Source organism: Arthrobacter sp. Leaf141 (assembly GCF_001424565.1).
Classification (GTDB): Bacteria; Actinomycetota; Actinomycetes; order Actinomycetales; family Micrococcaceae; genus Arthrobacter.
This window is the reverse complement of the sequence record NZ_LMOL01000040.1, coordinates 1-23678: the sequence shown is the minus strand read 5'-3', so window position 1 is coordinate 23678 and position 23678 is coordinate 1. Positions and strand designations below refer to the sequence as shown.

Sequence of the window (23678 nt, the reverse complement as noted above, 5' to 3'; positions counted from 1 at the left end):
CAGGCGCCGACGTGAATGAAGCAGCCGGAATGAAGGATTCGAGCGAAGTTCTCTGGAACGAGTTCGTTAGTCCTCCGGATTCGGCGCGGCCACGTGCCTGGTGGCACTGGATGGACGGAAATGTGGACCTCGAAGGCATCCGCGCGGACCTTCGCTGGCTCCATTCAGTGGGCGTCCGGGGCGTTCAGGCCTTCGACGGTGCGCTGGGTAATCCGCTTGTTGTGGAAGAGGCTGTGATCCCCGGCACCGAGCCGTGGCGGGAAGCGATTGCCGTTGCCGTGGAGACAGCCCACGGCCTCGGCCTGGACTTCACTGTTGCCACTTCTGCGGGGTGGAGCGCATCGGGAGCTCCGTGGGTGCAAAAGGCTGATGCCATGCGCAAGTTGGTGTGGTCGCAGACTGTGGTCGAAGGCGGTGTACTGGCAAGACTCGACAGGCTTCCCGACGTCGCGGGACCGTATCAGGACATCCCCACGTGGGGAGCCGGGACGCGTGAAGGTTCAGGTGATGCCAAAGACCTCTTCGTCCTTGCCATCCCGTTCCACGACACCCACGATGCTGTGGAGCCGGCGTTTGTCCGCACCTCCGACTCGCCCACTGAAGCGGTGGCCGTTAACCGTGTGACCGCCGTCGAACACTTCCGGTTGACCCGTGACCCGGACAACCACTCGGTGGCCTGGATTGAACAGTCCTTTGCCAGTCCTGTGACCGTGCGTTCCTGCGTCATCGAGCTGCCCGGCCCGCATGGTTTCGGCGCGGCGCCGCCAGCTGCGGCTACGCTGCAGGTCCAAGGCGACGACGGCGATTACGTCACCGTCTGCTCCCTGCCGGCGACACAATGCCCTTCGCGGAGCATGTCTTTTGCCCCGGTCAGCGGCACGCACTTCAGGTTGCGGCTGGAGGCTGACGGGATATCGTCCATCCTGGCGGCGTTCGAGAAAGGGGTGGTGCCCCCGCCGGTATTTCGGCCGCTCAGCGAATATGCCGTCAGTGGATTCGCCCTCTATGAAGCCGGTATGCCCGCGCACAGGGAGGCCAAGAGCGGCTTCGCCACCGCACTCGACTACGACCAGCTTGATACAGACCCATGCGCAGCATTCGCGGCTGTGCCGCTGACCAGCATCCTTGACATCAGCAGTCAGCTGTCGAAAGGAAGGCTGATCAGTCCGCTTCCTGAGGGCAAATGGCGAGTCGTTCGCTTTGGGGCCTCACTTACCGGGCAGACCAACGGCCCGGCCCTCCCCGAAGCAACAGGACTCGAGGTGGACAAACTCGACAGCGAAAGAGTCCGCCGCTACATTGCAACCCACCTGGCCCAGTTCGGTGACGCACCGATCGACGGCCTGCTCAGCGACAGCATTGAGGCCGGACTGCAGAACATCACAGATCGCCTCAGCGACGCCTTCTTCCGTCTTCGGGGTTACGACATGATCCCGTGGATGCTCACCACAGCCGGTTTCCTGGTGGAGGACGCTTCCACCAGCGACCTCTTCCTCGCCGATTTCCGGCGCACACTCGCCGAAGTCTTCGCAGAGTCCTACTACGGCACCTTGTCCGAAGAAGCACGTAAGCGCGGCGCGACCTACTACGCGGAGGCCTTGGAGGACCGCAGGCCGCAGCTTGGCGACGATCTGGCCATGCGCTCGCATGCAGACGTCCCCATGGGGGCCATGTGGACGTTCAGCCCTGGGGCGGGGCCCGCACCCACCTACGTCGCTGACCTCAAAGGTGCCTCGTCCGTGGCACATGCCTACGGGCGCAGCCACACCGGCTCTGAAGCCTTTACTTCGGGGCGCAACCCTTGGTCTGATTCGCCGAAGTCCCTGAAACACGTCGCGGACCTCCAGCTGGCACTCGGTGTGACGCGTTTCTGCATCCATACTTCCCCGCACCAACCCACGCAGGTTCCGCTGCCCGGAATGGCCCTGGCACCCTCGCTCGGCCAATCCTTCAGCCGCAATGAGACCTGGGCGTCCACTGCCAAGCCATGGGTGGACTATCTGGCCCGGTGCTCTCATCTTCTTTCCCTTGGCCGTCCAGCAGTGGATATCGCCTACTTCATCGGCGAGGAAGCGCCGGTCACCGCGCTTTTCGGCAACGCATGCAACGACGACGTTCCCGCTGACTACGACTACGACTACATCGGCCCGGATGCGCTTGGTACCGTCTTGAACGTTCAGGCGGGCGAGCTGCAGGCCGGCACATCCCGATACAGGCTGCTCTATCTGGGCGGTGCCAGCCAGAGGATGAGCACGGCAGCCCTCGAAGCCATTCTGCGATTGGTGGAGCAGGGCGCAACCGTCGTGGGCGAACGTCCAACGGCACGGCGTTCACAGGCTGACGACAACCAGCAACATCAACGTCTCTGCGACTTGATCTGGGGCAATCGACCAACGGGCACCGTTTTCGCCACCTCCGATCTGGCAGCCGTGCTTCGGGGGCATTTCCCACCACGAATCATCGTGGGGGACTCACGGGTCCGGCGGATCGCCCGGTGGGTGGACGGCGATCAGCCCCTGCTTTTTATCGCCAACCCTGTCAACGAAACGCTGCGCACCACCGTGACGCTGCCGACCATGCACGGCGGATTCGTTGCCTGGGACCCGGTGACACTGCAACGGCATGCCCTGGTACCCGCGGAGGGTGGCGATGGCTTGGACGTGCGACTTCCCCCTTACGGTTCGCTCTTTATTCTCAGGGGCGAGGCGGATCGACTTCCCGACAAGGAGTGGTTGACCGAAGTTGCCGGTGAATGGACACTCACCATCCCGGGCTCCGATCCGCTGCAGCTAACCCACGCCACCCATTGGACCGACCCGGAAATCGGGGCCGAGCACTTCTCCGGAACGGCGACCTACGTGGCTGAGATCCAGCTCGACGGCCCCGAGCTGCCGCACGCAATACAATTCGCCGATATTGCTGATGTCGCAAGGATCAGCGTCAACGGTGTGGAGGCGGGAATCCTCTGGACTGCGCCATACCGGGTGTCCACCAGCGCACTGAGGCCAGGACGGAACCGGATCGAAGTCAGTGTCACCAATCCGTGGCGCAACCGGCTGATTGGTGAAGGCCGCAGCACCACCGGCACGCTCTACCCACCCATGACGGGCGTCTTCACCGACGCAGCCGCAATCCTGCCGGCAGGATTGTTGGGGCCACTGAGCCTGGTCCATCACCGCCGCCCGTCTACTCCACCATTGAAAGGACTGGATGTATGAACCACCAATCGACGACCGCCGCTGTGAGCCAGGAGGGGCAGCGACGGTCCGACCTCGGCGATGGAACATACCTGAACCCGGTGTTTGCGGGGGACCACCCGGACCCGGCCATCCTGCGTGACGGGGATGATTACTACTTGACCTTCTCGTCGTTTGAGTCCACGCCCGGACTCATCATCTGGCACTCACGGGATCTTTTGAACTGGCAACCGCTCGGGCCCGCCCTCTCCACGCCCATCGGCTGCGTGTTTGCCGTCGACATGTGCAAAGTGGACGGCCGGTACTTTATTTACATACCGATCATCCCCACCGCCATCTCACCGGACCCAACTGCGCCTGTGCTGACCTATGTCATCCATGCCGAGAACATGGCGGGACCTTGGAGTGAGCCCATCAATCTGGGCATCGAAGGGCATATCGATCCAGGGCACGCGGTGGGAGAGGACGGCAGCCGCTATCTGTTCCTCAGCGGAGTCAGCCGCGTCCGGCTCACCGACGACGGACTGGCTACGGACGGACCAGTGGAGCACGTCTACGACGGCTGGCGCTACCCCGATGACTGGGTGGTTGAGGCCTACGCACTGGAGGGGCCCAAGCTCACCCGCCGCGGCGAATGGTTTTATCTCACGACGGCGGTTGGCGGCACCTCCGGTCCGCCCACCGGGCACATGGTCGTTGTCGCCCGGTCCCGCTCCATTGACGGACCGTGGGAGGACTGTCCCCGCAATCCCATCATCAGGACATGGAACGCGGACGAACCATGGTGGAGCAAGGGCCATGCCACCTTGTTTGAGGGCCCCAACGGCCAATGGTGGAGCATCTATCACGGCTACGAAAACGGGTTCGCCACGCTGGGCCGGCAAACGCTCCTGGAACCCATCGAATGGGACGGGGACGGCTGGCCAAGGGCAGTCGGGCAGGACCTTTCGGCGCCGCTGCCGGCACCCCTGCCCGCTGCGTCCCAGGCAGCCAATCAGTTCCATGGCTTGCCGTTGTCAGACAATTTTTCAACTGAGCGCTTTGGAACCCAATGGTCGTTCCACGCCCCGTCCCGAAACGAGTATCTTCGGGCGTCCTTTGACGCCGGGCTGGTCCTGCAGGCCCGGGGATCGGGCCCGTCGGACAGCTCACCGTTGACGTGCATCGTTGGCGACCGGCGATATGAGATCACCGTGGAGATGGAGGTCCGCGACGGTGCCCAAGGCGGGCTGCTGCTGTACTACAGCGACCGCTTGTTCTGCGGCATGGGCCACGACGGTGACCGCATGACCAGCTACCGCGCCGGCAGGGCCATCCCGTACTGGCGTGAAGCTGCGCCTGCGGCCCGGACAATGCATTTGCGCATTGTCAACGACAACCACATAGTCACCCAGTACTACAGCCTGAACGGGACCGACTGGACCAGGCATGGATTGCGTTTCAACGTGGCGGGCTACAACACAAATACGGCTGACGAACTCCTCAGCCTGCGCCCGGCACTGTTTGCAGCCGGAACAGGGGAAGTGCGGTTCCGGAACTTCACCTACCGAGCGTTTAAGGACTGAGCGGGGCCTTTGCTCTAGTGCCCGCGGAGTTCAACCGCCTGCCCAGGGCCTGCACGGTGAGTGCAGGCCCTGGGCACTGCCAGGCTTAGTTGCCGCGCTGTTCGAATTCCAGGTCAAGCTCTTCGTGGCGAGAGTCGGTTTCCGGGTTTGTTTCGCCATCAGTGACGATTTCATGGTCCAGTTGCCGTTGAACCTGGCTATCGAGAACCTGCAAATTTTTGTCTTTCATTTTTCCCAGGTCCTCAGGAAAAACGTCGGCAGGAGTGATCCGCAGGTTTTCTTTCATGGCAGGCCTTTCTACAGCAGCACTCCACAGATTGGGACGCTCGCGATTGGTGAAGTCTACGTGCTGGCAGGCTCCGGCCGGAAGCGTTTGCCTGCAGAACCTACCGGCAGGCTCCTGGATCAGCCCGAGGCCTGGATCTCCCTAGGGACGGAATGCTTGCGTGGCCTGTTCCGGGCGGGGACCCGGGTTACAGCCTCGTGGCGTGGACCCGGGCATTTCAAATGCTCCCGATACCGTCCACGGTCATTCGAACCACAACGCCGGCTTCCAACGGCGGGGGAGTCCTGGCACCGTTGCGTCCCCCGGGGCCCGGCGAGGCAGCCCGCTGCCGCGCGTCCCCGCAAGGTGGCGGGCGGCCCGTTCCGAGCTGTTGACAGACGGGAAGTAACGCGGGTAACCTAAGTCACATGCCCGGCAGGTAACGCGCGTTACCAACAGCGTTGCCTCCGGGCTGCCAGACAATGAGGCGCTGGCAACATCCCTGCATCAACCAAGAGCACCCGGAGTATTCAATGGCGAAAACCACCCCCGACGAGTCCGTTCCTGTGCGGCAGCGGGGAGTCACCATGAAGGACGTCGCCAACCACGCCGGCGTTTCCCGGACTGCAGTCTCATTTGTCCTGAGTAACCGCGAAAACGCCAGTATTTCCGAAGAAACCCGCGCCCGCATTAGCGACGCCGTGCAGGAACTGGGCTACCGCCCTAATGCCGGCGCCCGTGCGCTGGCAGCACGGCGCAGCGACTGGTACGGAATCGTGACGGAGATCGTCACGGCCCCCTTCGCCGTCGACATCATTAAAGGCGCCCAGGACCAGGCCTGGCTTGACCGCAGGTTCCTGCTCATCGCGCCCTCCGACCAGGCCGATGCCGTAGGACCCAACGACGGACTGGAAGATGCTGCAACTGAAAAGCTGCTGGAACAACGAGTGGAGGGACTTCTCTACGCAGCCACCTTTCACCGGGGTGTCCACGTCCCGGAAAGCGCCAAGGAAGTACCCACCGTCCTGATCAATTGCTTTGACGCGGACGGAAAGTTGCCGTCGATCGTCCCCGACGAGCGTGCCGGTGGCCGCGTCGCCGTCGAACGCCTGCTCCAGGCCGGCCACACCCGGATTGGAGTGATCAACCTCGACCCGGACATTCCCGCCGCAGTGGGGCGATTGGAGGGTGCCCGCGAAGCACTCGCACTTGCCGGACTGGAGTTGGACCCGGAACTGGTGGTGTCCGGATACGCAACGGCCGATGGTGGCTACGAAGCCGCGTGCCGGATCCTGGACCGGTACCCACCGGCTGACCGGCCCACCGCACTGTTCTGTCTCAATGACCGAATGGCGATGGGTGCTTACGACGCCATCAAGGAACGGGGCTTGACCATCCCCGGCGACATCGCCGTGATCGGCTTCGACAACCAGGAACTCATTGCGGCCTACCTGCGGCCAAAACTGACCACGGTTGCGTTGCCCTTCGAAAAAATGGGGGCCCTGGGCGTCCAAACGCTCGCTGCCCTTACAGCCGGACAGCCGATTCTTGCCAACCAGCAATTGGTCGGCTGTCCGCTGCTAGAACGCTCTTCGGTCTGACCGCGAAATCAACGTCGAAGAGCAAACCCTTACCCACCCCTTCACTTTGCTGATGAAGATAGGAAAGAGACAACCATCATGACACAACCCCGATACTTCCGGGCTGCCCGGATGACGGCAGCAAGCCTTGCTATGGGCGCGATGCTTCTCACCGGCTGCACCGCCAACGTTGGCAAAACAGGCACCTCCGACGCCGAAGCGAACGCCAGCGCGTTCCTCACCATTCCACGCGAGGACATGGGTACGTTCGTGCAGAACTTCAACCCGTTCGCCCCCACGGTCAACCCGATGGTTCAGCAGTCCATCTACGAATCGCTCCTGATCTTCAACCCGGCAAAGGGAGAAACAGTGCCGTGGCTGGCCACCGAGTGGAAGGCAGCAGAGGACGGCAAATCAGTAACGTTCACGCTTCGTGACGGGGTCAAGTGGTCCGACGGGCAGCCTCTCGTGGCTGACGACGTTGCGTTCACTTTCGAACTTCAGAAGAAGATCAAGGGCGGCTTTGAGTACCTGGACACCGTGACCGCCGAGGGGAATAACGTCACGTTCAACTTCAACAAGCCCTGGTCGCCGGCTCTCCATGACGTGGGCCAACTGATCATTCTGCCAAAGCACATCTGGTCTGCTTTGCCGGACCCGGAAAAGGACGCAAACGCCAAGCCGGTGGGTACCGGACCCTACACCGAGGTGGATACGTTCCAGGCCCAATCCTTCGTCCTGAAGAAGAACCCCAACTACTGGCAGCCTGGGAAGCAGAAGATTGCCGGCATCAAGATGCTCGCTTTCGCAGGGAACGACGGCGCCAACCTTGCCGCAGCAAACGGGGACGTTGACTGGGCTCCGCAGTACATCCCCAACATTGAGAAGACGTTTGTTTCCAAGGACAAGGAGCACCGCCAGTACTGGTTCCCTGCCACCGGCGCCATGATCAACTGGCAGCTCAATACCACCAAAGCGCCGTTCAATGATCTTGACGTCCGCAAGGCACTGAGCATGGCCGTGGACCGCGACCAGGTCACCAAAATCGGCATGAGCGGCTACGCCAAGCCGGCGGACTGCACCGGCCTCTCCGGCAACTATGAAACCTGGAAGAACAGCCAGGTCAAGGACAACTGCACGTGGACCAACCACGAGGTGCAAAAAGCCAACGACCTGCTGGACAAGGCAGGCTACCCCAAGGGTGCCGACGGGAAGCGCACGCTCAAGGACGGCAAACCCTTCGAATTCAAGATCTCAGTGGGTGCGACGTCCTCTGATTGGCTGTCCGTGGCCAACGTGATCGCGCAGAACCTGGCCGAGGTGGGCGTCACTGCCAAGGTGGAGTCCCCTGACTGGGCTGCAGTGATGGCCGGGTACGAGACCGGCGACTTCGACTCCGGCATCGTCTGGAGCGCCAACGATCCCAGCCCCTACAAGTACTTCAACACCTCCATGGGCAGCGCCACGGTCAAGCCGGTAGGCACCAAAACGTTTGATAACTACCACCGCTTCGGCGACACGAAAGCCGATGCGCTGTTGGCCGACTTCGCAGCTGAAGCTGACGAAGCCAAACAAAAGGACATCGCCAACAAGCTCCAGGAAGAGTACAACGACGCCGCACCGCTCGTGCCGCTGTTCTCAGGCCCGGAATGGGGCGCCTTCAACGACACCCGATTCACCGGATGGCCCACCGAGGACAACCCGTACGCCACCCTCTCCGTCCGGTCACCTACAACGGTGCTCGTCCTGACCACCCTGGAACCGCGCAAGTAGTCCCCACCGCCGCCCTAACCTCGCTGCGCTTCGGCCAGGGAACCCGGGCGGCGTGGGCCCAACCACCGCCGCCCTTACCTCGCTGCGCTTCGGCCAGGGAACCCGGGCGGCGTGGGCCCAACCACCGCCGCCCTAACCTCGCTGCGCTTCGGCCAGGGAACCCGGGCGGCGTGGGCCCAACCACCGCCGCCCCCACACCGCACGCCCGGCAGAACACCGTCTGAACCGGCCCATACTGCCGGGCGTGCCCCACCTTTACGCAATTCCCGAATGGAGGGAAACCGTGCGCTTCATCCTGCGCCGCCTGGGTTTCTACCTGATCGCCTTCATGGCATCCATCACCTTGAATTTTATGCTCCCGCGGTTCATGCCGGGGGACCCCGTGTCCCGCATGTTTGCCCGTTCCCAGGACCGGATGCAGCCCGAACAGATCGAGGCCCTGCGCAAGTTACTGGGTGTTGACGATCGGCCCATCTGGGAGCAATACATCGACTACCTGCACAACGTCTTCACCGGGCAGATGGGTGTTTCCATCTCCCGTTTCCCCACCCCGGTCACCGAGGTCATCTCATCCCAAATTGGCTGGACACTCCTGCTGGGGGGAACCGCGCTGGTGATTGCCGCCGTCGTGGGTAACCTGCTGGGAATCCTGGCCGCCTGGCGGCGCGGCGGAACGATCGACTCCGCGCTCCCGCCGCTGCTGGTTTTTATTGGCTCATTTCCATACTTCTGGCTTGCGATGGGTGCGCTGTACCTGTTCGGCGTGGTGTTGGACTGGTTCCCGATCCGGCATGCATTCACGGACGGTCTGGAGCCTGCCTTCACCTGGGAATTCATCGGCGACGTCGGTGCGCACCTGGTGCTGCCGGCGCTGACGATTGTCTTGGTCTCGATCGGCGGCTGGATGCTCGGTATGCGCAACACCATGATCGCCACCAACTCCGAGGATTACATCACCATGGCTGAAGCCAAGGGCCTCCGCCCGGGCCGCATCATGCTCCGCTACGCCGCCCGCAACGCCATGCTTCCCTCCGTAACGAGCTTCGGCATGGGCCTTGGATTCGTTGTGGGTGGTGCGCTGCTCACGGAAGTGGTGTTCGCCTACCCCGGAGTCGGTTACCAGCTCCTTAACGCCGTCCAAGGGCTCGACTATCCACTGATGCAGGGCCTGTTCCTGACCATCACTGCCGCTGTTCTGCTGGCCAACTTCCTGGTGGACATCCTGTACGTCCGCCTCGACCCGCGCGTGCGCAGCAACTAGAGGACCGATCATGACAACCGCACTCCTGAAGCAGCCCACGCCAACACCAGCTGCCCGCAAACCAAACCGTAGCTTCATCCACGGCCTCACCAGCAACAAAAAAGCGCTGACGGGGATGGCCGTGATGGTCATCTTCATTGCCCTGGCCTTGCTGGCGCCGGTACTGTTTCCGGGCGACCCGTCCAGGATCACCGCCCTGGCGTCCCTGGAACCATCGGCTGAGCACTGGCTTGGCACCACGGCCAAAGGACAGGACGTCCTCGCGCTGACTGTCCACGGCTCACGCAGTTCGTTGTTCGTGGGGCTGACCGTGGGCTTGCTGTCCACCTTCATCGGAATCCTGGTGGGACTTGCCTCGGCGTACTTCGGCAAGTTCATTGACGAAGCGCTGTCCCTGGTCACCAACGTGTTCCTGCTACTGCCCGGATTGCCGCTGCTGGTCATCCTGGCTGCCTTCCTTCCGCCTGGCCTGGGCACCGTGATCCTGGTCCTGGTGGTCACAGGGTGGGCCGGCTCAGCACGCGTCCTGCGCTCACAAGCCTTGTCCATCCGCTCCAAGGACTTTGTCGCCGCTGCCGTGGTCTCCGGCGAACGGGCCGGCCGGATCATGTTCCGCGAGATCCTGCCCAACATGGCCTCAATCGTCATGGGCACCCTGCTGGCCTGTGTGATTTACGGTATCGGCGCCCAAGCGGGCCTCGAGTTCCTTGGCCTGGGCGATGTCAGCACCGTCTCCTGGGGCAACAACCTGTTCTGGGCCGGCAACGAAGGTGCACTGCTGACGGGCAGTTGGTGGGTCTTCGTCCCCTCAGGCCTGTGCATCGCGCTGGTTGCCTTCGCCCTTGCCCTCATCAACTACGCCGTGGACGAGGTCACCAACCCGCGGCTCCGGAAGATCAAAACTCCGAAAGACATCGAAAGGAGCGCTGCCAAGTGACAATCTCCCAAGTTTCCTTCGGCTCCCACGAACCCGTCCTGGACGTCAAGGACCTCACCGTCAAATACATCGGCGACACCCGCTCCACCACCGCCGTCGACCGCGTTTCCTTCAGCATCGGCACCGGCGAGGTGTTCGGGCTCGCGGGAGAGTCCGGCTGTGGGAAGTCCACTATCGCCAACTCGATCATGAGGCTCCTGAAGGATCCAGCGAAGATCGCAGGCGGCAGCATTTCCTTCGGCGGCAAGGATGTCCTGGCCATGAGCCCTGAGGAGTTGCGGCGCTTCCGCTGGCAGGACGTGGCGATGGTCTTCCAGTCAGCCATGAACTCGCTCAATCCGGTGCTGACCATCGGCGAGCAGATCGTGGACATCTTCACCACCCACGCCGGCTACTCCCGCAAGGAATCGCTGCGGCGTGCCGGTGAACTGCTGGAACTCGTCAGGATCGACCCCGCACGCCTCAGGTCGTATCCGCACCAACTCTCGGGCGGTATGCGTCAACGTGCCGTGATTGCCATGGCAGTGGCACTCAAGCCCTCACTGTTGATCCTGGATGAACCCACCACCGCGCTGGACGTGGTGGTGCAGCAGGAGATCATGGCGCAAATCAAGGAGCTCCAGCGCGAGCTCGGCTTCTCCGTCCTCTTCATCACGCACGACATGTCCCTCATGGTGGAACTCTCGCACCGCATGGCAGTGATGTACGGCGGGCGGATCGTGGAAACCGCGAAGGCCCAGGACGTTTACGCCACCCCCCGACACCCCTACACCCAGGCACTGATGGGCGCTTTTCCGCCCCTCACCGGTCCCCGGGTTCCGCTGACGGGCCTGCCCGACGGCGTGAAATTCCGCAACATCCCGGACCTCAGCGAGGTGTCACCCGGCCACTTCGTGGCACCGTTCGGTGCCGATGCTCCAGTTATTGAGTCCGCAAACCTGGAAGGAGCCACGCCATGAGCCACTCCGTCACGACCCGGCAGCCGGGAACCACGTCCGGCGGTCCGGCCTTGGAAATCCGGGGCCTGGGCAAGTCATTCGCCGTTGGGGGGCTCTTCTCCCGCGATTCCGTCCGCGCCTTGCACGGCGTCGATCTGTCCATTGGCCGGGGCGAAATCGTAGCCCTCGTGGGGGAGTCCGGTTCCGGCAAAAGCACCCTGGCCCGCTGTGTCGCCAGACTCGAAAAGCCGAGCTCCGGGGAGATCCTCATTGACGGCGTCGATGTGCTGAGGCGGGATCGTTTCCAAGCATCCCGGGCCTTCCGGTCCCAGCTGCAGATGGTTTTCCAGGACCCCTTCGGCTCATTGAACCCGGCGCACAGGGTCGAGCACTTCCTCCGGCGTTCCTTGGCGATCCACGGCAAGACCGGCGGTACGGAGAAGGAGACTCGGCAGCGGCTCGAAAAGCTTATGACCACTGTTGGCCTGGAGGCCGACATGCTGAACTCGTACCCGCACGAGCTCTCCGGCGGCCAGCGCCAACGCATTGCGATTGCCCGGGCGCTAGCCGTTGAACCGCAGGTCATCCTGGCCGATGAGCCGACGTCCATGCTGGACGTTTCCGTTCGGATCGGCGTGCTGAACCTGATGCGCAAGCTCCGCGATGAGCAAGGTATCTCCATGCTCTACATCACCCACGACCTCGCATCCGCACGGTACCTGGCGGACCGTACAGCGGTGATGTTTGCCGGTGAACTGGTGGAGGAAGGCGAGTCTTTGGACCTCCTGGCCACCCCGGCGCACCCGTACACGCAGCTCCTTGTTTCGGCCGTGCCGGATCCCTCCCGGGCAGGCTCGTACGATCCCGTCCGCCGGGCTGAACTGCGGCAGGCTGTTATGGCCTCGACGCACTGCGCGTTCGACGGCGACCCGAACCAGGCCTGCTCGGCCGAAGAACCTGTCCGCCACCGGGTGGGCAACCCCGAAAACCGCCACTGGGTGCGCTGCCACCTCTATCGCCCGTGGGCTGCTGCCGGCGGCCATGCCCTGGCGAGTGAACCGATCCAACCCGGCCACCCGGCGTCGAACGCTCAAGAAGAGGCCTCCGCATGACTGAACTGACCCACCCGCTCGCCACCACTCCGCAGGATGAGTTGGTGGCCCGCGCGGAAGCCGATCCGCTGCGGCCGCGCTTCCACTTTGTCTCACCGGCCGGTTGGCTCAACGATCCCAACGGGGTCAGCCAATGGAACGGCACCTACCACCTCTTCTATCAGTACAACCCCGAGGGCGCTTTCCACCACCGCATCCAATGGGGTCACGCCACCAGCACCGACCTGGTCACCTGGAGTGACCAGCCCGTCGCCTTGGAACCTTCCGCAGGACCGGACGCCGAGGGCTGTTGGTCCGGGGTGCTGGTTAACGACGGCGGCACTCCCACCTTGGTGTACTCCGGCCGGTTCGCGGACAAGGAGTTGCCCTGCGTCGCCGTAGGAACCCCTGACCTGCTGGACTGGACCAAAGATCCCGGGAATCCGGTCATTGGCGCCCCGCCCGCCGGCGTAAACACCACCGCGTTTCGGGATCATTGCGTATGGCAAGAGGGAAGCAAATGGCGGCAGCTGGTGGGTTCAGGAATCCGGCACGTCGGCGGCACGGCCTTCCTGTATGAATCTTCGGATCTGCGGTCCTGGGACTACCTCGGACCCCTGTTCATCGGGGATGCCTCCCTGGGAGATCCCACGGACTCTGACTGGACCGGAACCATGTGGGAATGCGTTGACCTGTTCCGTGCAGGGCAGGGCTCGTTGGGGTCTGCACCTGCCGACGGCTCACCAGATGTGCTGGTCTTCTCCGCGTGGAATGACGGCGAAACCCGGCACCCGCTGTATTGGACCGGACGGTATGCCGGCGACGCCTTTGAACCGGATTCGCTGCACCGTTTGGACTACGGAGGCCGCTTCTTCTATGCACCGCAGTCCTTCCAGGATGAGTCCGGCCGGCGTGTCATGTTTGGCTGGATGCAGGAAGGCCGCAGTGACGCAGCGATGGTGGAAGCCGGCTGGTCCGGGGTCATGAGCCTGCCGCGGGTCACCACGTTGGCGAACGACGGAACCCTCGAGTTCGAACCCGTTCCCGAGATTGAGAAGCTGCGCCGGAAACATGCCGGTGTGCCTGCCCAGGTGCTGGTGGCCGGGACATCAATGGATACCGGTGTGTCGGGCAACCAGCTGGACCTGGAGCTGGACGTGCAGCTTGCTGCCGGTGCAGAGCTGCGGCTCGGACTGCTTGGATCCGCGGAGGGTGCTGAGGAGACGGTGATCGTTCTTAGCCGGCCCGCTGACGGCACCCCCACCGGCATGCTGCATCTCGACCGTACCCGCAGCAGCCTCGACCCCGCCGTCGATCTGGTGGAAAAGTCCGGCGCCATTCCGATGACCGACGGTCGAGTCCGCCTGCGCGTCCTGGTGGACCGGTCCGCCGTCGAAATTTTCGCCAACGGCAAGCCGCTCACGGCCCGTGTCTATCCCACCCTGGGCGGCGAGCGCGTGAGACTGGCCGCCAGTGAAGCCTCGGTGCGGCTCCTTTCACTCGACGCGTGGACCATGGCTGGGGTGTTTACCGAGACCCGTAGCCTCCTGCCGGAACGGAAGTGAAACCCATGGAAAACTCTTCAGTCTCTCGCCGCGGACTTCTGACGGGCGCCGGCGCGGTTGCGTTGGGTGGGTCCATCGCGCAGTCCAACCCCGCGTCCGCGGCAGGCAGCCCCTCGAAAGGACCATCCAGGATGCGCCCCGTCTATCACTTCAGCGTGGCCGACAACTGGAAGAACGATCCCCAACGGCCCATCTACCTGGATGGCGAGTACCACTACTACTACTTGTACAACGCCGACTACATCACTGGCGGCGGTGGCACGTCATGGCGCCGTGCCACCACCACCGATCACGTTGCCTTCCGGGACCGCGGTGTCTCGATACCGAAATTCAGCAACAACAACGGCGACTGCTGGTCCGGATGCCTGGTGGTGGATGAGCGAAACACCTCGGGATACGGTGCCGGTGCGGTCATCGCCTTGGTTACCCAAGCGCCGGAAGGGCGCCAGGCCCAGTATCTTTGGTACTCAACGGACCGGGGACGCTCATTTCAGCCGGGCGGCACGGAGCCGGTGCTGCCCAACCCTGGTGTGCACGATTTCCGCGATCCCAAGGTGATCTGGGATGAGGACCGGCAGCGGTGGTTCATGGCCAACGCGGAGGGGCAGAAGCTGGGTTTTTACGCCTCCCCTGACCTGCAGTCCTGGCAGCGTGTTGGCGAATTTGTCCGGAGCGACCTGGGGCTTCTGGAATGCCCTGACCTCTTTCTGATGACCGCCGACGACGGCACCCCGCATTGGGTCCTGGGCACCAGTGCGAACGGCAAAGGCCGCGGACTGCCCGCGACGTATGCCTACTGGACGGGGGTTTTTGACGGCAGTTCCTTCACGCCCGACCATCCCGAACCGGAATGGCTCGATTACGGCTTCGACTTCTACGGCGCGGTGACCTACCCACATCACGATGCATCGGGGGCTGTAGACCCTGGCCTCCGACGGGCCATCGGATGGGCGAACTTCTGGGACTACCCTCACAACACGCCAACCCTGGCAACTGACGGTTACAACGGCGATGACATGATCGTGCGCGATGTCCGGCTCAAACGTGGGACCGGTGCCTATTACCTCACCTCCGCGCCCACGTCTGCGCTGGGTAACCACGTGAAGCGCACGCATCGTCTGGGCGATCTGGCGGTTACGGGTACAAAGGATCTGAAGGTCCGGTCGCTGGCATATGACCTGTCGTGCGAGGTGGTGTGGGACCCAGCCGCACCACCGGCCAATCTCGGTCTTGAGGTGTGCCGCGCCCCGGGTGGCGGCCGGCATGTCGCCGCAGGCGCCTATCTGCGTGGCCCGTTCACGTACGTCAACCGCGGCCCCACGATCAACCCCACTGCCGGTGAAACCCAAACCGCGGTGGACCCCTCCGCAGGCCGCCTCGCTCTTCGTATCCTCGTGGATCGCACCAGCGTGGAGATGTTCGTCGGAGATGGACGCGTGGTGCACTCGCACCGGGTCTTCCCCCTTGAAGGCGATGACGGTATCCGGCTGTACGCCCATGAAGGAGCGGCCTTGTTCCGCGACCTGACCATCCGTGAGATCGCGGTCTCACCGTAGCCCGCTCCTGCCTGGAGTGCACAAGGCCGGACTGTAAAACCTAAGGCAGGGCCCGCCGGTGTGGCGGCCCTGCCTCAGGTGCACGGGGTTTGCGCTTTTGCGCCCGTCTCTCGGGCTACCTGTTGCGATGGTGTGCAAGGCGCAATCCCCACGCCGGCCGATCGTTGATGCCGGCAGTCTTCATGGCCTTGCGGCCTACATGATGCCGGTTGGTACCAGCAAGGCCCAGGCAAGTGCGGGTGCTACCAGGACTACTCCGCCGGCGTACATCATCAGCTGCTTGTAAACGCGCTGGCGGTCGTCTTCGCGGGCGTTGGCGACCACCAGGGCACCGTCGGTGGAGAAGGGCGATACATCCACGACAGTCGCGGCGATGGCGAGGGCAGCCACTGTCCCCGACGCGCTCAGTGAGCTGGTTGCCAGGAGGGGACCAGCCAAGGGGATGAAGGCCGTCAGCAGTGCGGTGGATGATGCGAAGGCTGAGCCGACACCGATGACGTAGCAGAGCACGAGGGCGATGAGGAGCGGTGCTCCAAGGGCCAGGGCCTGCTCGGCGAGGGTATCGATGACCCCGACGTGCTGGAGCAGGGAGACGTAGGTGATCATCCCTGCGACGAGCAGCACAGTTGACCAGGAGACTCCGCCGATGAAGGTCTGGTGTTCCTTGATGTTGACCAGTGCCAGCAGGAGTCCTGCTGAGAGGGCGACAAAGCCGATCGGCATGTGGAAGCCCAAAGCGCAGACGAGCATGGCCACAATGAGTCCCAAGGTGAGGATTTGCTGGCCGCGTGGCCGGGTGGTGCGGGTCTCAAGGTCGGCGTGCTGGCCGGCAGCGCCGTCGCGAAGCTTACCCAGGAGGGCGAACACCACTACCGTCAGCACGGACAGGATCAGATTCAGGGCAAAGCTCGCTCCGAAAAGCGCGCCTTGGGAGATCGGAAAGCCGTTCTTCACCGCGATGTCATGGACCAGGACGCCTGCCACGGACAGCGGCGAGAAGCCGCCGGCGTGAGCTCCGTTGATGATGAAAGCGCCCATGAGCACGGGGTGGATGCGCGATTCGTAGGCCAGTCCGATGGCGGCGGGGGCCAGGAGTGCGACGGCGGCAGGGGAGAAGGTTCCAAGCGCGGTGAGCGATGCTGCCAGAAGGAAGAATACCCACGGCAGAAGCATTGTCTTGCCCCGCACCAGCCGCACACAGTTCTGGACGATGATGTCGATGGTCCCGTTCCTCTGGGCCATGCTGAAGAAGTACGTGACTCCGATGATCGTGATCACGATATTGGCGGGGAAGTCGGCAAGGATTTCCTTGTCGGTCATGCCGAGCATGAAGTAGCCGACGCCGAAGGAGGCCACGAGTCCCATGACGCCGATGTTCAAGGGCCACTTGGTGGCGACAACGAACATCACCACGAGGATTACCAGCGGGATGATCTGGGTGGCGGTCATGGTCGGCTCCGATTCCGGGGTGGCCGCCGGGTTGAAGAGGGCACCCCCGAACAGGATGGCGACCAGGCCCAGAATGGCAGAAGCGGCAACCGTTACCAGCAGGATACGGCGGCGGTTGTTGGGCTGCTGGGAACGTTCTTCCCGGATGTCGCTCTCAGCCTCGGGAGCTGGTTTGAAAATAGTCTTAGCCATGGTGTTTTCTCCTCATCGAGTGGCTGTTGCTAGTGAGGCTTCGACGGCGTTGCCGAGAGTCTCCGGAAGGTGGATGATGCTGGAGGCGATGGTGCGCGCCGTCCGGTCGACGCCGACCAGCAGGGATCCGTCTTGTTCCTCGCTCCAGGTTTCGATGACGCCCGCGGGCGTCCTGAGCTTCAGAACTGCTATGGATGTGTTGCCGGTGATGGTGTTCAGCACGGTGCCCGGCGTACGGGCAGCGAGCGTCAGCGCGATGCTGCCGGTGATCGCCAGTGCGGGATGCGGTTTCCCCATGGAGAGCATCATGACGTTTACGTCACCTGCGGCGTCAGGCCCTTCGGGCGGGCCGACGATTGCAAGTTTGGGAACAGCCCGCGCGGCCTGGGCGGGAGTTGCTGCCATTCCCATCCGGACCGCAGCCTGGCGGCGTATTACGTCCAGTGTGTCGAGTTGAAGTTCAACTTCGGCTTTCCATGTGTCGTAGCGGGCAGTATCCAGGCCAAGTTCCTCAGCCCGCACCATGACTACGGGTGCGCCGGCGTCCACCATGGAAACCGTCCAGCGGGTTCCGCCGGCAACGATCGTGTCAGATGCCGAGCCCGTGGGCAGCAGTTGTCCGGTGGTCTTGCCGGCCGGATTCTGGAAGCCGAGCCCCACTCTGTAGCCGGGAAACACAACGCCGGGCATCTGTGCGTCCGGGACGATCGGCAGGGCGCCGGCGGGTGTTGAAACCCGCTGAATGATGATCTGTCCCGTGTTGGTGTTCCGCGTGACGATCCGCGTGGAGTCGCCGGAAGGAACTACCCACCCTTTCTCGATGGCATAAAGACCCACAACCGCCGAGCAGTTTCCGCAGTTGCTGCCCCAGTCAACAGATGCTTCTTCGATGCCCACCTGGGCGAAAGTGAATTCGACATCCACTTCCTTGTCCGCCGGGCGGCTTAGGAGCATTGCCTTGCTGGTGGTTGAAGTGGCCCCGCCTACGCCGTCGATCTGCCGGGAATCCGGGCTTCCGAAGAGTCGGGGCAGGAGATCGTCCAGATTGGCGTTGGCCCTGTCCAGGTCTTCGGTTTCAAAGACCCAGCACTTGCTGGTGCCTCCGCGCATCCATTCGGCTTCGATCTTCATTGTGCTTCCCTGCCTCTCGTGGCATCCTGCAAATTTTGCGGCCTGTTACGAGGATGATGCGAATCACATATGAAGACAATGTTGGATATATGAAGGGGAGTGTAGGGATGCTTCACTCATTGCTGCGGCAGGACGAGGCGGAGCTGAAGAATTGCCTGGTCCCGGATTATCACCCTCCGGCAGGCACCGGGAATCGCAGTCCTGCGTAGAATGAACAAAATACGGGGAAGGCTGAAGCAATGCTTAACGATGAGAACATGGATTTATTTGATATTCGGCGGCTCGCCCTCCTGGTGGAGGTGGTTGAGCAAGGATCCATCACGGCGGCGGCTGACATCATGATGTACTCACCGTCTGCCGTCTCCCAGCAGTTGCGGAAGTTGGAGCAGGAAGTAGGGCAGCCCCTCCTCAATCGCCGATCCCGCGGGGTGGTTCCCACGGAGGCCGGTCAGGTGCTGGCTGGACACGCACGGAGGATCGTAGGACAGATGCGTGCGGCCCGGTCCGACTTGGGTCAGATTGCCGGGTTGGGCCGGGGCTCGTTGACCGTGGGTACGTTTCCCACGTTGGCCGGTTCATTTTTGCCGCTGGTGATCCGCGCATTCAAGAAGCGCTACCCGGCAATTGGCCTGTCTGTGCGCAGCGCCCGCTTCGATGAACTGGTTTCGGACCTGGAGTCCGGAGTGACTGGACTGTGCCTGCTCTGGGATTACCCTTGGAACCGCTTCAACGACGAATCCATTCGGATCACGGAGGTGTTCCAGGAGAGCACGGTGGTCCTTGTGGCCAAGGGGCACCCCTTGGCGGATCGTGATGAAGTGTCCATGAAAGACCTCCGAAAGGAGTCGTGGATAGTCCGTGCAGAGGCGCACCCTGTGGTTGAGGTACTTCAACGATCCGCCCACGACGCCGGCTTTGAGCCGAATATCGGGTTCCTGGCCAACGATTACCAAGAGGCTCAAGCCATGGTCAGCGTGGGCATGGGTGTGGCGATGGTCCCCAAAACAGCAGTGGCCTTGCAGCATCCCGATGTCAGGGTCCTAAGCCTCGGCGCTGACGCCCCCCTGCGCCGGGTTCTTCTGGCCCAACGCCAAGACAAGGTATACGCACCCGCCGAGGTAGCTTTCCATTCAACCCTTCTGGAGATCGCCCGTGAACGTGGCAGTGATTATCTCTGAGCTGATGGTTAGGCCGCCAGCGGGTAAGCGCCAATCCCGGCTGGCCCGCTGTATGACTGTCCGGGCATTGCCGCACGTAAATACCCGCCGTCAGGCTTCGAGTTGAACGACTTCCTTGGTGTCGAGGATCTGCGTCCGTGGCTCGCCCCCGAAGGCGGGCCCTGCGGCCCCGGAACTCCAGATCTGTCTCATCGACGCCAGGAGGCGTTCGGCTTGGGAGACCGTCGGGAACTCAAGGTCGATCAGAACATACCGGGGGTTATCGACGGGCTGGTAAATGGAGTACCTCTGCACGCCTGCTTTGCCTCGCCCGGCCGGGTCCCGGTCGAACGCGGCCTTCCATGTCGCGAAGTCGTGAGTGCGGTGTTCAATCCTGAGAATAGGCATGTCCCGTACTTTCTCGTTGGGGTGTGCCCTGAGCGTAGGGTTCGTCGCTCTCGGTAACCATCCCAACTTTCTGGGATCTTTCTTCCAGCGGGCAGCTGCAATCTCAAGGCGGAGGAACGGGGCTTTTTGGGCGTACTGTCGAGATATGGTCACGCAACTGACACTGGCCAACGTTCGGGAGCGAATAGAGTCCATCAGCGCAGTGCCTTCAGATGCCAGAACGTTCCGAACTGACGCGCTTCGCGAATTGCATCGTGCTCTCGACTTCGATGCCCACGTTTGGCTGCTCACGGATCCGGTGACCACAGTCGGTTCTGACCCGCACGCGGATGTCCCGGCATTCGGTCAGCTGCCGTCCCTTATCAAGTTTAAGTACCTAACCAAGGTCAATCGATGGACTGATTTGATCACCCGCCGGGTGGCGGCGGCGTCGCTGCTCGAGGCGACGGGTGCAGAGCTAGCGGAAAGCCTTCTCTGGACGGAAATGCTGCAAAATTACCGGGTCAAGGATGTGGCCTCGATCGTGATGGCAGACAGCCATGGTTGCTGGGGTTTTCTTGACCTATGGCGAACGAGTCCAAAGGCATTCGGCAGCCATGAACTCGCGTTTCTGAGTGATCTCGCGCCGTCGCTGACACGAGCGCTTCGGATGCGGCAGGCGGGTACATTTTCGACGATTCCGCCGGCGCTGCGCCTCGGAAGAGGGCCCGTAGTCCTTATTCTCAGCGAGAACCTCGAAGTGGTCAGCCAGACCGGGGCGGCCGGAGAGTGGCTTCGAACACTCCTGCCAACTGCCGGCACCCTGCCGCCGGTGCCCGCGAGTGTCTACAATGCTGCAGCGCAGTTACTTGCGGTTGAACAGGATGTCGACTCGCACGAGGCCAGCGCGCGTGTGCATCTCATGGAGGGCACGTGGATCACCGTTCGCGCCGCAAGAATGGGTTCGCAGATAGCTGTGACTCTGGAGGCTGCCGCTCCCGACGAGCGGCTTGAGGTCTACGCCCTGGCCTACGGTATGACCCCACGCGAGGCGGAGCTCCTGGGAATGCTTGTAGCGGGAAGCGACACGAAAACGATTGCCGCGGCGATGACGCTTTCAGAGTTGACCGTGCAAGACCACCTCAAAACCATTTTCGCGAAATCACGCACGCACAATCGCCGATCCCTGCTGGCGCAGATCGTCGGCACTCGCGTGGGCGCAGCAAGGACCGAACAACGAGATTGAGCAGATCGACGCCGGCGGACGGCGGCTAAGCGCTGATCACGGGGTGGCACGCATTCCGGCTTTGGCTCCTTCTGTGAGCCCCTGTAGGCGTTGCTTTTGATGATCCCCGCCCCATAAGAGCACTGCCGTGATGCCCGTCCACACGATGGCTGCAAGGAACACGAGGCCAATGGCCGATATCGAATCCATCGTGCCAGTCTAGGCCGAAACCTCGCATACTAAGCAAACTTAGTACATGTTCGGGGGAGTCAGCGCCGAGTGCCCTCACAAGCCGTCGCATGTGGAGGTGGTCAGCCGTCAGAATGTTTCCATGGAGTGGAAACGCGCGAAAGACTGGTTCATCGGTGCTGTGTGTATGGTTTTGATGCTCGGCGTCGCAGCCGTAATCCTCTGGTGGGTGGTGAGTTCCCCGGCCGGCGGGAGCCAGTCCGGGCCCGAAACGTCGCCGTCCAAGGGCTCGGCACATCAGCCAGGCAGGGAGGCGCCCGCAGGCCTGCGGGAGGATGACGTGTGGTTCTCCGATCTTGCGCTTGACGCGGGGACCGTAGTGACCGCCGGTTCGACGCTCAGGGATGTCGAAGCCGTGGGGCAGGGCGTTGTTACCGGCCCGGATGGGCTGGTTGCTGACCGGCTCGATGTCGACGCGACCGTCCCGTTCGAGGTCGTCGCCGGGGAACTCGGGGATGGCACAGTGGTTCGCGCCGCCGACGACGGGCAGGCCACGGTGGTCCGCGACGTTGAGGTCCTCGGCCGGGAAGTGCGGGTCGTTGCAACGGGCACTGTCGAGGTGAAGGCCGGAAGGATCGTTGTTGAGCCACGCTCCATCGACGTTGGCGGGCCGGACTTTCTCTCCGCCGCTACGGCTGCCGTCGTGCGAAGGCTCGTCACAATCGAACACAACATCGAGGGCCTGCCGGATGGGCTCGGGCTCCAAGACGTTGTTGTCCAGAGCGACGGCTTCCGCGCAACTCTCCGGGGTGACGACGTCAGGCTCACCCCATAGCAACACCCACCCCCCGGCCTCCCGGCTTTCGCGCCGTTCAGTACGAACGGAGGTCCGCCTCCCCATGGGGAGACGGACCTCCGGTGTGGTGCCGGGCTGACCGGCGCTGGCCAAGGAGCGCAGAGTTAGCGGTCGTTGCGCCGTTCGGTGGAGCTGTCGTCGTCGAGTTCGATTTCTTCTTTGCGTACTTCCTTGGTGACGTTGTGCTGTTCGGTCACGGTGTCCTTTTCGAGCCGCACGCGTTCGACGGGCACGGTTTCCTTTTCCACGACGGGGCGCTCTTCGTGGAGTATGACTTCGTGTTCTTCCTCGCTGATGGCCGGGCCGGCCTTGGCATCTCCAACGTTGGCATCGGTGATGGGCTCGCGTTCGAGGCGAACCTCTTCGCGCTGCACGGGAACTGTAGTGGTCACATTCTCCGTGACAACATATTTGCGCAGTCGTGCCCGGCCGGTTTCTTCCGTGCGGGTGCCAACGTGCAGCTGCTCTTCGGAGCGGGTCATGGCATCGTCGGTGGTCGGGCCGGAGGTGTCATGGCCCACCACATCGCGGTCGGCAGTGCCGGCATCGGCGTCAATGCTGTTGCCGGTGTTGGTGCGGGCATCGGTATTGGTGCCGGTGTACCCTGCGCCGGAGGGGAGCTCGTAATAGCTGTAGAGCTCGTCTTCTTCCTGGGGGGTCAGGTGTCCGTCGGGTGCTACGTTCGGGGCGTCTTTGACCTTGTCCTTGGTGTAGGGGACGACGAGGTCGTGTCCGTCCTGGGAGGCGGAGTCCAGCGGGACGAAGGATTCATTGCTTCCGAAGAAACCGGTTTTAACGGTCACCCAGGTGGGTTCGTTGGTTTCATCGTCCGCGTAGATCTGACCGATGGAGCCGATTTTGCCGCCGTCGGATCCGATGACGTTGCCGCCAGCTGAGCTGAGGGAAGCAAGGTTCTCACTGCTGATCATGTTGTTCTCCATGTTGTACTTCGGATAGAAAACGGACCATCGGAGGTCCGTTTCCGGGGCGGTCGAGGTGTTTTTGGCGCGCACCGACGCCAGCGTCGGGGCTGGCGCGTTGTCGCGGCGCTTCATGGTGTGCGTCAGGCGTTTTGGACGTTGTCTTTGGCTTCGGTGCTGCGGTCCTTGACGTCTGCGACGGCGCCTTGGCCTTCGGCTTTGACGTGTTCGGCGGCGTCGGTGGCCGTGGATTTGAGGCTTTCCATGGCGTCCTGGGCGGGTTGCTTGAGGTCCTCGGCCATGTCCTTGGCGGCGTCGGTGAGTTGGTTGGTGAGGGGTTCGGCGGCTGTTTTGAGTTGGTCCGCGGCTTCGCGTTCCTTCTCGCTGGCCGGGATCAGGGACGAGACCAGGAGTCCGGCGCCGAAAGCGATCAGGCCCGCGGCG

The 23678-nt window shown here is 62.8% G+C and carries 18 protein-coding genes and 1 pseudogene; 13 read left to right on the top strand and 6 right to left on the bottom strand.

From position 1 onward, the window contains the following. Positions 1 to 11: 11 nt before the first annotated feature. Positions 12 to 3218, top strand: a complete 3207-nt coding sequence (locus tag ASF72_RS17845; protein WP_235504780.1) for a glycosyl hydrolase — start codon at positions 12 to 14, stop codon at positions 3216 to 3218. Next, positions 3215 to 4762, top strand: a complete 1548-nt coding sequence (locus ASF72_RS17840; RefSeq protein WP_056601107.1) for a family 43 glycosylhydrolase — start codon at positions 3215 to 3217, stop codon at positions 4760 to 4762. Before ASF72_RS17845 ends, ASF72_RS17840 begins: the two co-directional genes overlap by 4 nt. A gap of 85 nt (positions 4763 to 4847) precedes the next feature. Here the strand turns inward: ASF72_RS17840 and ASF72_RS17835 are convergent, their stop codons facing one another. Next, a complete protein-coding gene (locus tag ASF72_RS17835) occupies positions 4848 to 5048 on the bottom strand; it encodes a hypothetical protein (RefSeq protein WP_050684313.1) in 201 nt (66 codons plus the stop codon). Between the two features lie 512 nt (positions 5049 to 5560). Between ASF72_RS17835 and ASF72_RS17830 the strand changes: the two genes are divergently transcribed. The 8 genes from ASF72_RS17830 (at position 5561) to ASF72_RS17795 (ending at position 15728) form a co-directional block, all read left to right on the top strand. Then, positions 5561 to 6628 carry a LacI family DNA-binding transcriptional regulator gene (locus ASF72_RS17830; protein WP_056601106.1) on the top strand — a complete coding sequence of 356 codons (1068 nt, stop codon included), beginning with the start codon at positions 5561 to 5563 and terminating at the stop codon, positions 6626 to 6628. A gap of 78 nt (positions 6629 to 6706) precedes the next feature. Then, positions 6707 to 8380 carry an ABC transporter substrate-binding protein gene (locus ASF72_RS17825; RefSeq protein ID WP_056601104.1) on the top strand — a complete coding sequence of 558 codons (1674 nt, stop codon included), beginning with the start codon at positions 6707 to 6709 and terminating at the stop codon, positions 8378 to 8380. A gap of 283 nt (positions 8381 to 8663) precedes the next feature. Next, positions 8664 to 9641, top strand: a complete 978-nt coding sequence (locus ASF72_RS17820) for an ABC transporter permease (RefSeq protein WP_050684316.1) — start codon at positions 8664 to 8666, stop codon at positions 9639 to 9641. Between the two features lie 10 nt (positions 9642 to 9651). Further along, positions 9652 to 10578: an ABC transporter permease gene (locus ASF72_RS17815; RefSeq protein ID WP_056601103.1), complete on the top strand. Its 927-nt coding sequence runs from the start codon at positions 9652 to 9654 to the stop codon at positions 10576 to 10578. Further along, a complete protein-coding gene (locus ASF72_RS17810; RefSeq protein ID WP_056601102.1) occupies positions 10575 to 11537 on the top strand; it encodes an ABC transporter ATP-binding protein in 963 nt (320 codons plus the stop codon). The genes ASF72_RS17815 and ASF72_RS17810 overlap by 4 nt, the downstream gene beginning before the upstream one ends. Further along, the gene (locus ASF72_RS17805; protein ID WP_056601101.1) at positions 11534 to 12628 is read left to right on the top strand and encodes an ATP-binding cassette domain-containing protein; all 1095 of its coding nucleotides are present in this window, start codon (positions 11534 to 11536) and stop codon (positions 12626 to 12628) included. Before ASF72_RS17810 ends, ASF72_RS17805 begins: the two co-directional genes overlap by 4 nt. Next, positions 12625 to 14172 carry a glycoside hydrolase family 32 protein gene (locus ASF72_RS17800; RefSeq protein ID WP_056601098.1) on the top strand — a complete coding sequence of 516 codons (1548 nt, stop codon included), beginning with the start codon at positions 12625 to 12627 and terminating at the stop codon, positions 14170 to 14172. Before ASF72_RS17805 ends, ASF72_RS17800 begins: the two co-directional genes overlap by 4 nt. A gap of 131 nt (positions 14173 to 14303) precedes the next feature. Next, a complete protein-coding gene (locus tag ASF72_RS17795; protein WP_056601096.1) occupies positions 14304 to 15728 on the top strand; it encodes a glycoside hydrolase family 32 protein in 1425 nt (474 codons plus the stop codon). A 195-nt stretch (positions 15729 to 15923) separates the two neighbouring features. Here the strand turns inward: ASF72_RS17795 and ASF72_RS17790 are convergent, their stop codons facing one another. After that, positions 15924 to 17369 (bottom strand): SLC13 family permease, encoded by a 1446-nt coding sequence (locus ASF72_RS17790; protein WP_056601095.1) that lies wholly within the window; start codon positions 17367 to 17369, stop codon positions 15924 to 15926. Positions 17370 to 17381: 12 nt separating this feature from the next. Then, positions 17382 to 18500 (bottom strand): PrpF domain-containing protein, encoded by a 1119-nt coding sequence (locus ASF72_RS17785; protein WP_050684323.1) that lies wholly within the window; start codon positions 18498 to 18500, stop codon positions 17382 to 17384. A 239-nt stretch (positions 18501 to 18739) separates the two neighbouring features. Between ASF72_RS17785 and ASF72_RS17780 the strand changes: the two genes are divergently transcribed. Beyond that, entirely contained in the window at positions 18740 to 19678 is a 939-nt protein-coding gene (locus ASF72_RS17780; protein WP_050684324.1) for a LysR family transcriptional regulator, read from the top strand. Positions 19679 to 19768: 90 nt separating this feature from the next. Here the strand turns inward: ASF72_RS17780 and ASF72_RS17775 are convergent, their stop codons facing one another. After that, the gene (locus tag ASF72_RS17775) at positions 19769 to 19972 is read right to left on the bottom strand and encodes a hypothetical protein (RefSeq protein WP_231685999.1); all 204 of its coding nucleotides are present in this window, start codon (positions 19970 to 19972) and stop codon (positions 19769 to 19771) included. Between the two features lie 238 nt (positions 19973 to 20210). Between ASF72_RS17775 and ASF72_RS17770 the strand changes: the two genes are divergently transcribed. Both ASF72_RS17770 and ASF72_RS17765 read left to right on the top strand, forming a co-directional pair. Beyond that, complete coding sequence (locus tag ASF72_RS17770; protein WP_056601094.1) at positions 20211 to 21290, top strand: helix-turn-helix transcriptional regulator; 1080 nt, start codon at positions 20211 to 20213, stop codon at positions 21288 to 21290. A 310-nt stretch (positions 21291 to 21600) separates the two neighbouring features. Then, positions 21601 to 22293 (top strand): LmeA family phospholipid-binding protein, encoded by a 693-nt coding sequence (locus ASF72_RS17765; RefSeq protein WP_056601164.1) that lies wholly within the window; start codon positions 21601 to 21603, stop codon positions 22291 to 22293. A 125-nt stretch (positions 22294 to 22418) separates the two neighbouring features. On the opposite strand, the gene ASF72_RS17760 is transcribed toward ASF72_RS17765, so the two are convergent. Further along, positions 22419 to 23243 (bottom strand): DUF2382 domain-containing protein, encoded by an 825-nt coding sequence (locus ASF72_RS17760; protein WP_056601163.1) that lies wholly within the window; start codon positions 23241 to 23243, stop codon positions 22419 to 22421. 134 nt (positions 23244 to 23377) lie between these two features. Continuing rightward, a pseudogene (locus tag ASF72_RS20650) lies at positions 23378 to 23678 on the bottom strand (DUF3618 domain-containing protein); the annotation flags it as partial.

Coding starts and splice junctions, on each gene's coding strand:
- ASF72_RS17840 (WP_056601107.1), top strand. CDS start 3,215: ATGAACCACCAATCGACGACCGCCGCTGTGAGCCAGGAGGGGCAGCGA.
- ASF72_RS17835 (WP_050684313.1), bottom strand. CDS start 5,048: ATGAAAGAAAACCTGCGGATCACTCCTGCCGACGTTTTTCCTGAGGAC.
- ASF72_RS17830 (WP_056601106.1), top strand. CDS start 5,561: ATGGCGAAAACCACCCCCGACGAGTCCGTTCCTGTGCGGCAGCGGGGA.
- ASF72_RS17825 (WP_056601104.1), top strand. CDS start 6,707: ATGACACAACCCCGATACTTCCGGGCTGCCCGGATGACGGCAGCAAGC.
- ASF72_RS17815 (WP_056601103.1), top strand. CDS start 9,652: ATGACAACCGCACTCCTGAAGCAGCCCACGCCAACACCAGCTGCCCGC.
- ASF72_RS17805 (WP_056601101.1), top strand. CDS start 11,534: ATGAGCCACTCCGTCACGACCCGGCAGCCGGGAACCACGTCCGGCGGT.
- ASF72_RS17800 (WP_056601098.1), top strand. CDS start 12,625: ATGACTGAACTGACCCACCCGCTCGCCACCACTCCGCAGGATGAGTTG.
- ASF72_RS17795 (WP_056601096.1), top strand. CDS start 14,304: ATGCGCCCCGTCTATCACTTCAGCGTGGCCGACAACTGGAAGAACGAT.
- ASF72_RS17790 (WP_056601095.1), bottom strand. CDS start 17,369: ATGGCTAAGACTATTTTCAAACCAGCTCCCGAGGCTGAGAGCGACATC.
- ASF72_RS17785 (WP_050684323.1), bottom strand. CDS start 18,500: ATGAAGATCGAAGCCGAATGGATGCGCGGAGGCACCAGCAAGTGCTGG.
- ASF72_RS17780 (WP_050684324.1), top strand. CDS start 18,740: ATGCTTAACGATGAGAACATGGATTTATTTGATATTCGGCGGCTCGCC.
- ASF72_RS17770 (WP_056601094.1), top strand. CDS start 20,211: ATGGTCACGCAACTGACACTGGCCAACGTTCGGGAGCGAATAGAGTCC.
- ASF72_RS17765 (WP_056601164.1), top strand. CDS start 21,601: ATGGAGTGGAAACGCGCGAAAGACTGGTTCATCGGTGCTGTGTGTATG.
- ASF72_RS17760 (WP_056601163.1), bottom strand. CDS start 23,243: ATGATCAGCAGTGAGAACCTTGCTTCCCTCAGCTCAGCTGGCGGCAAC.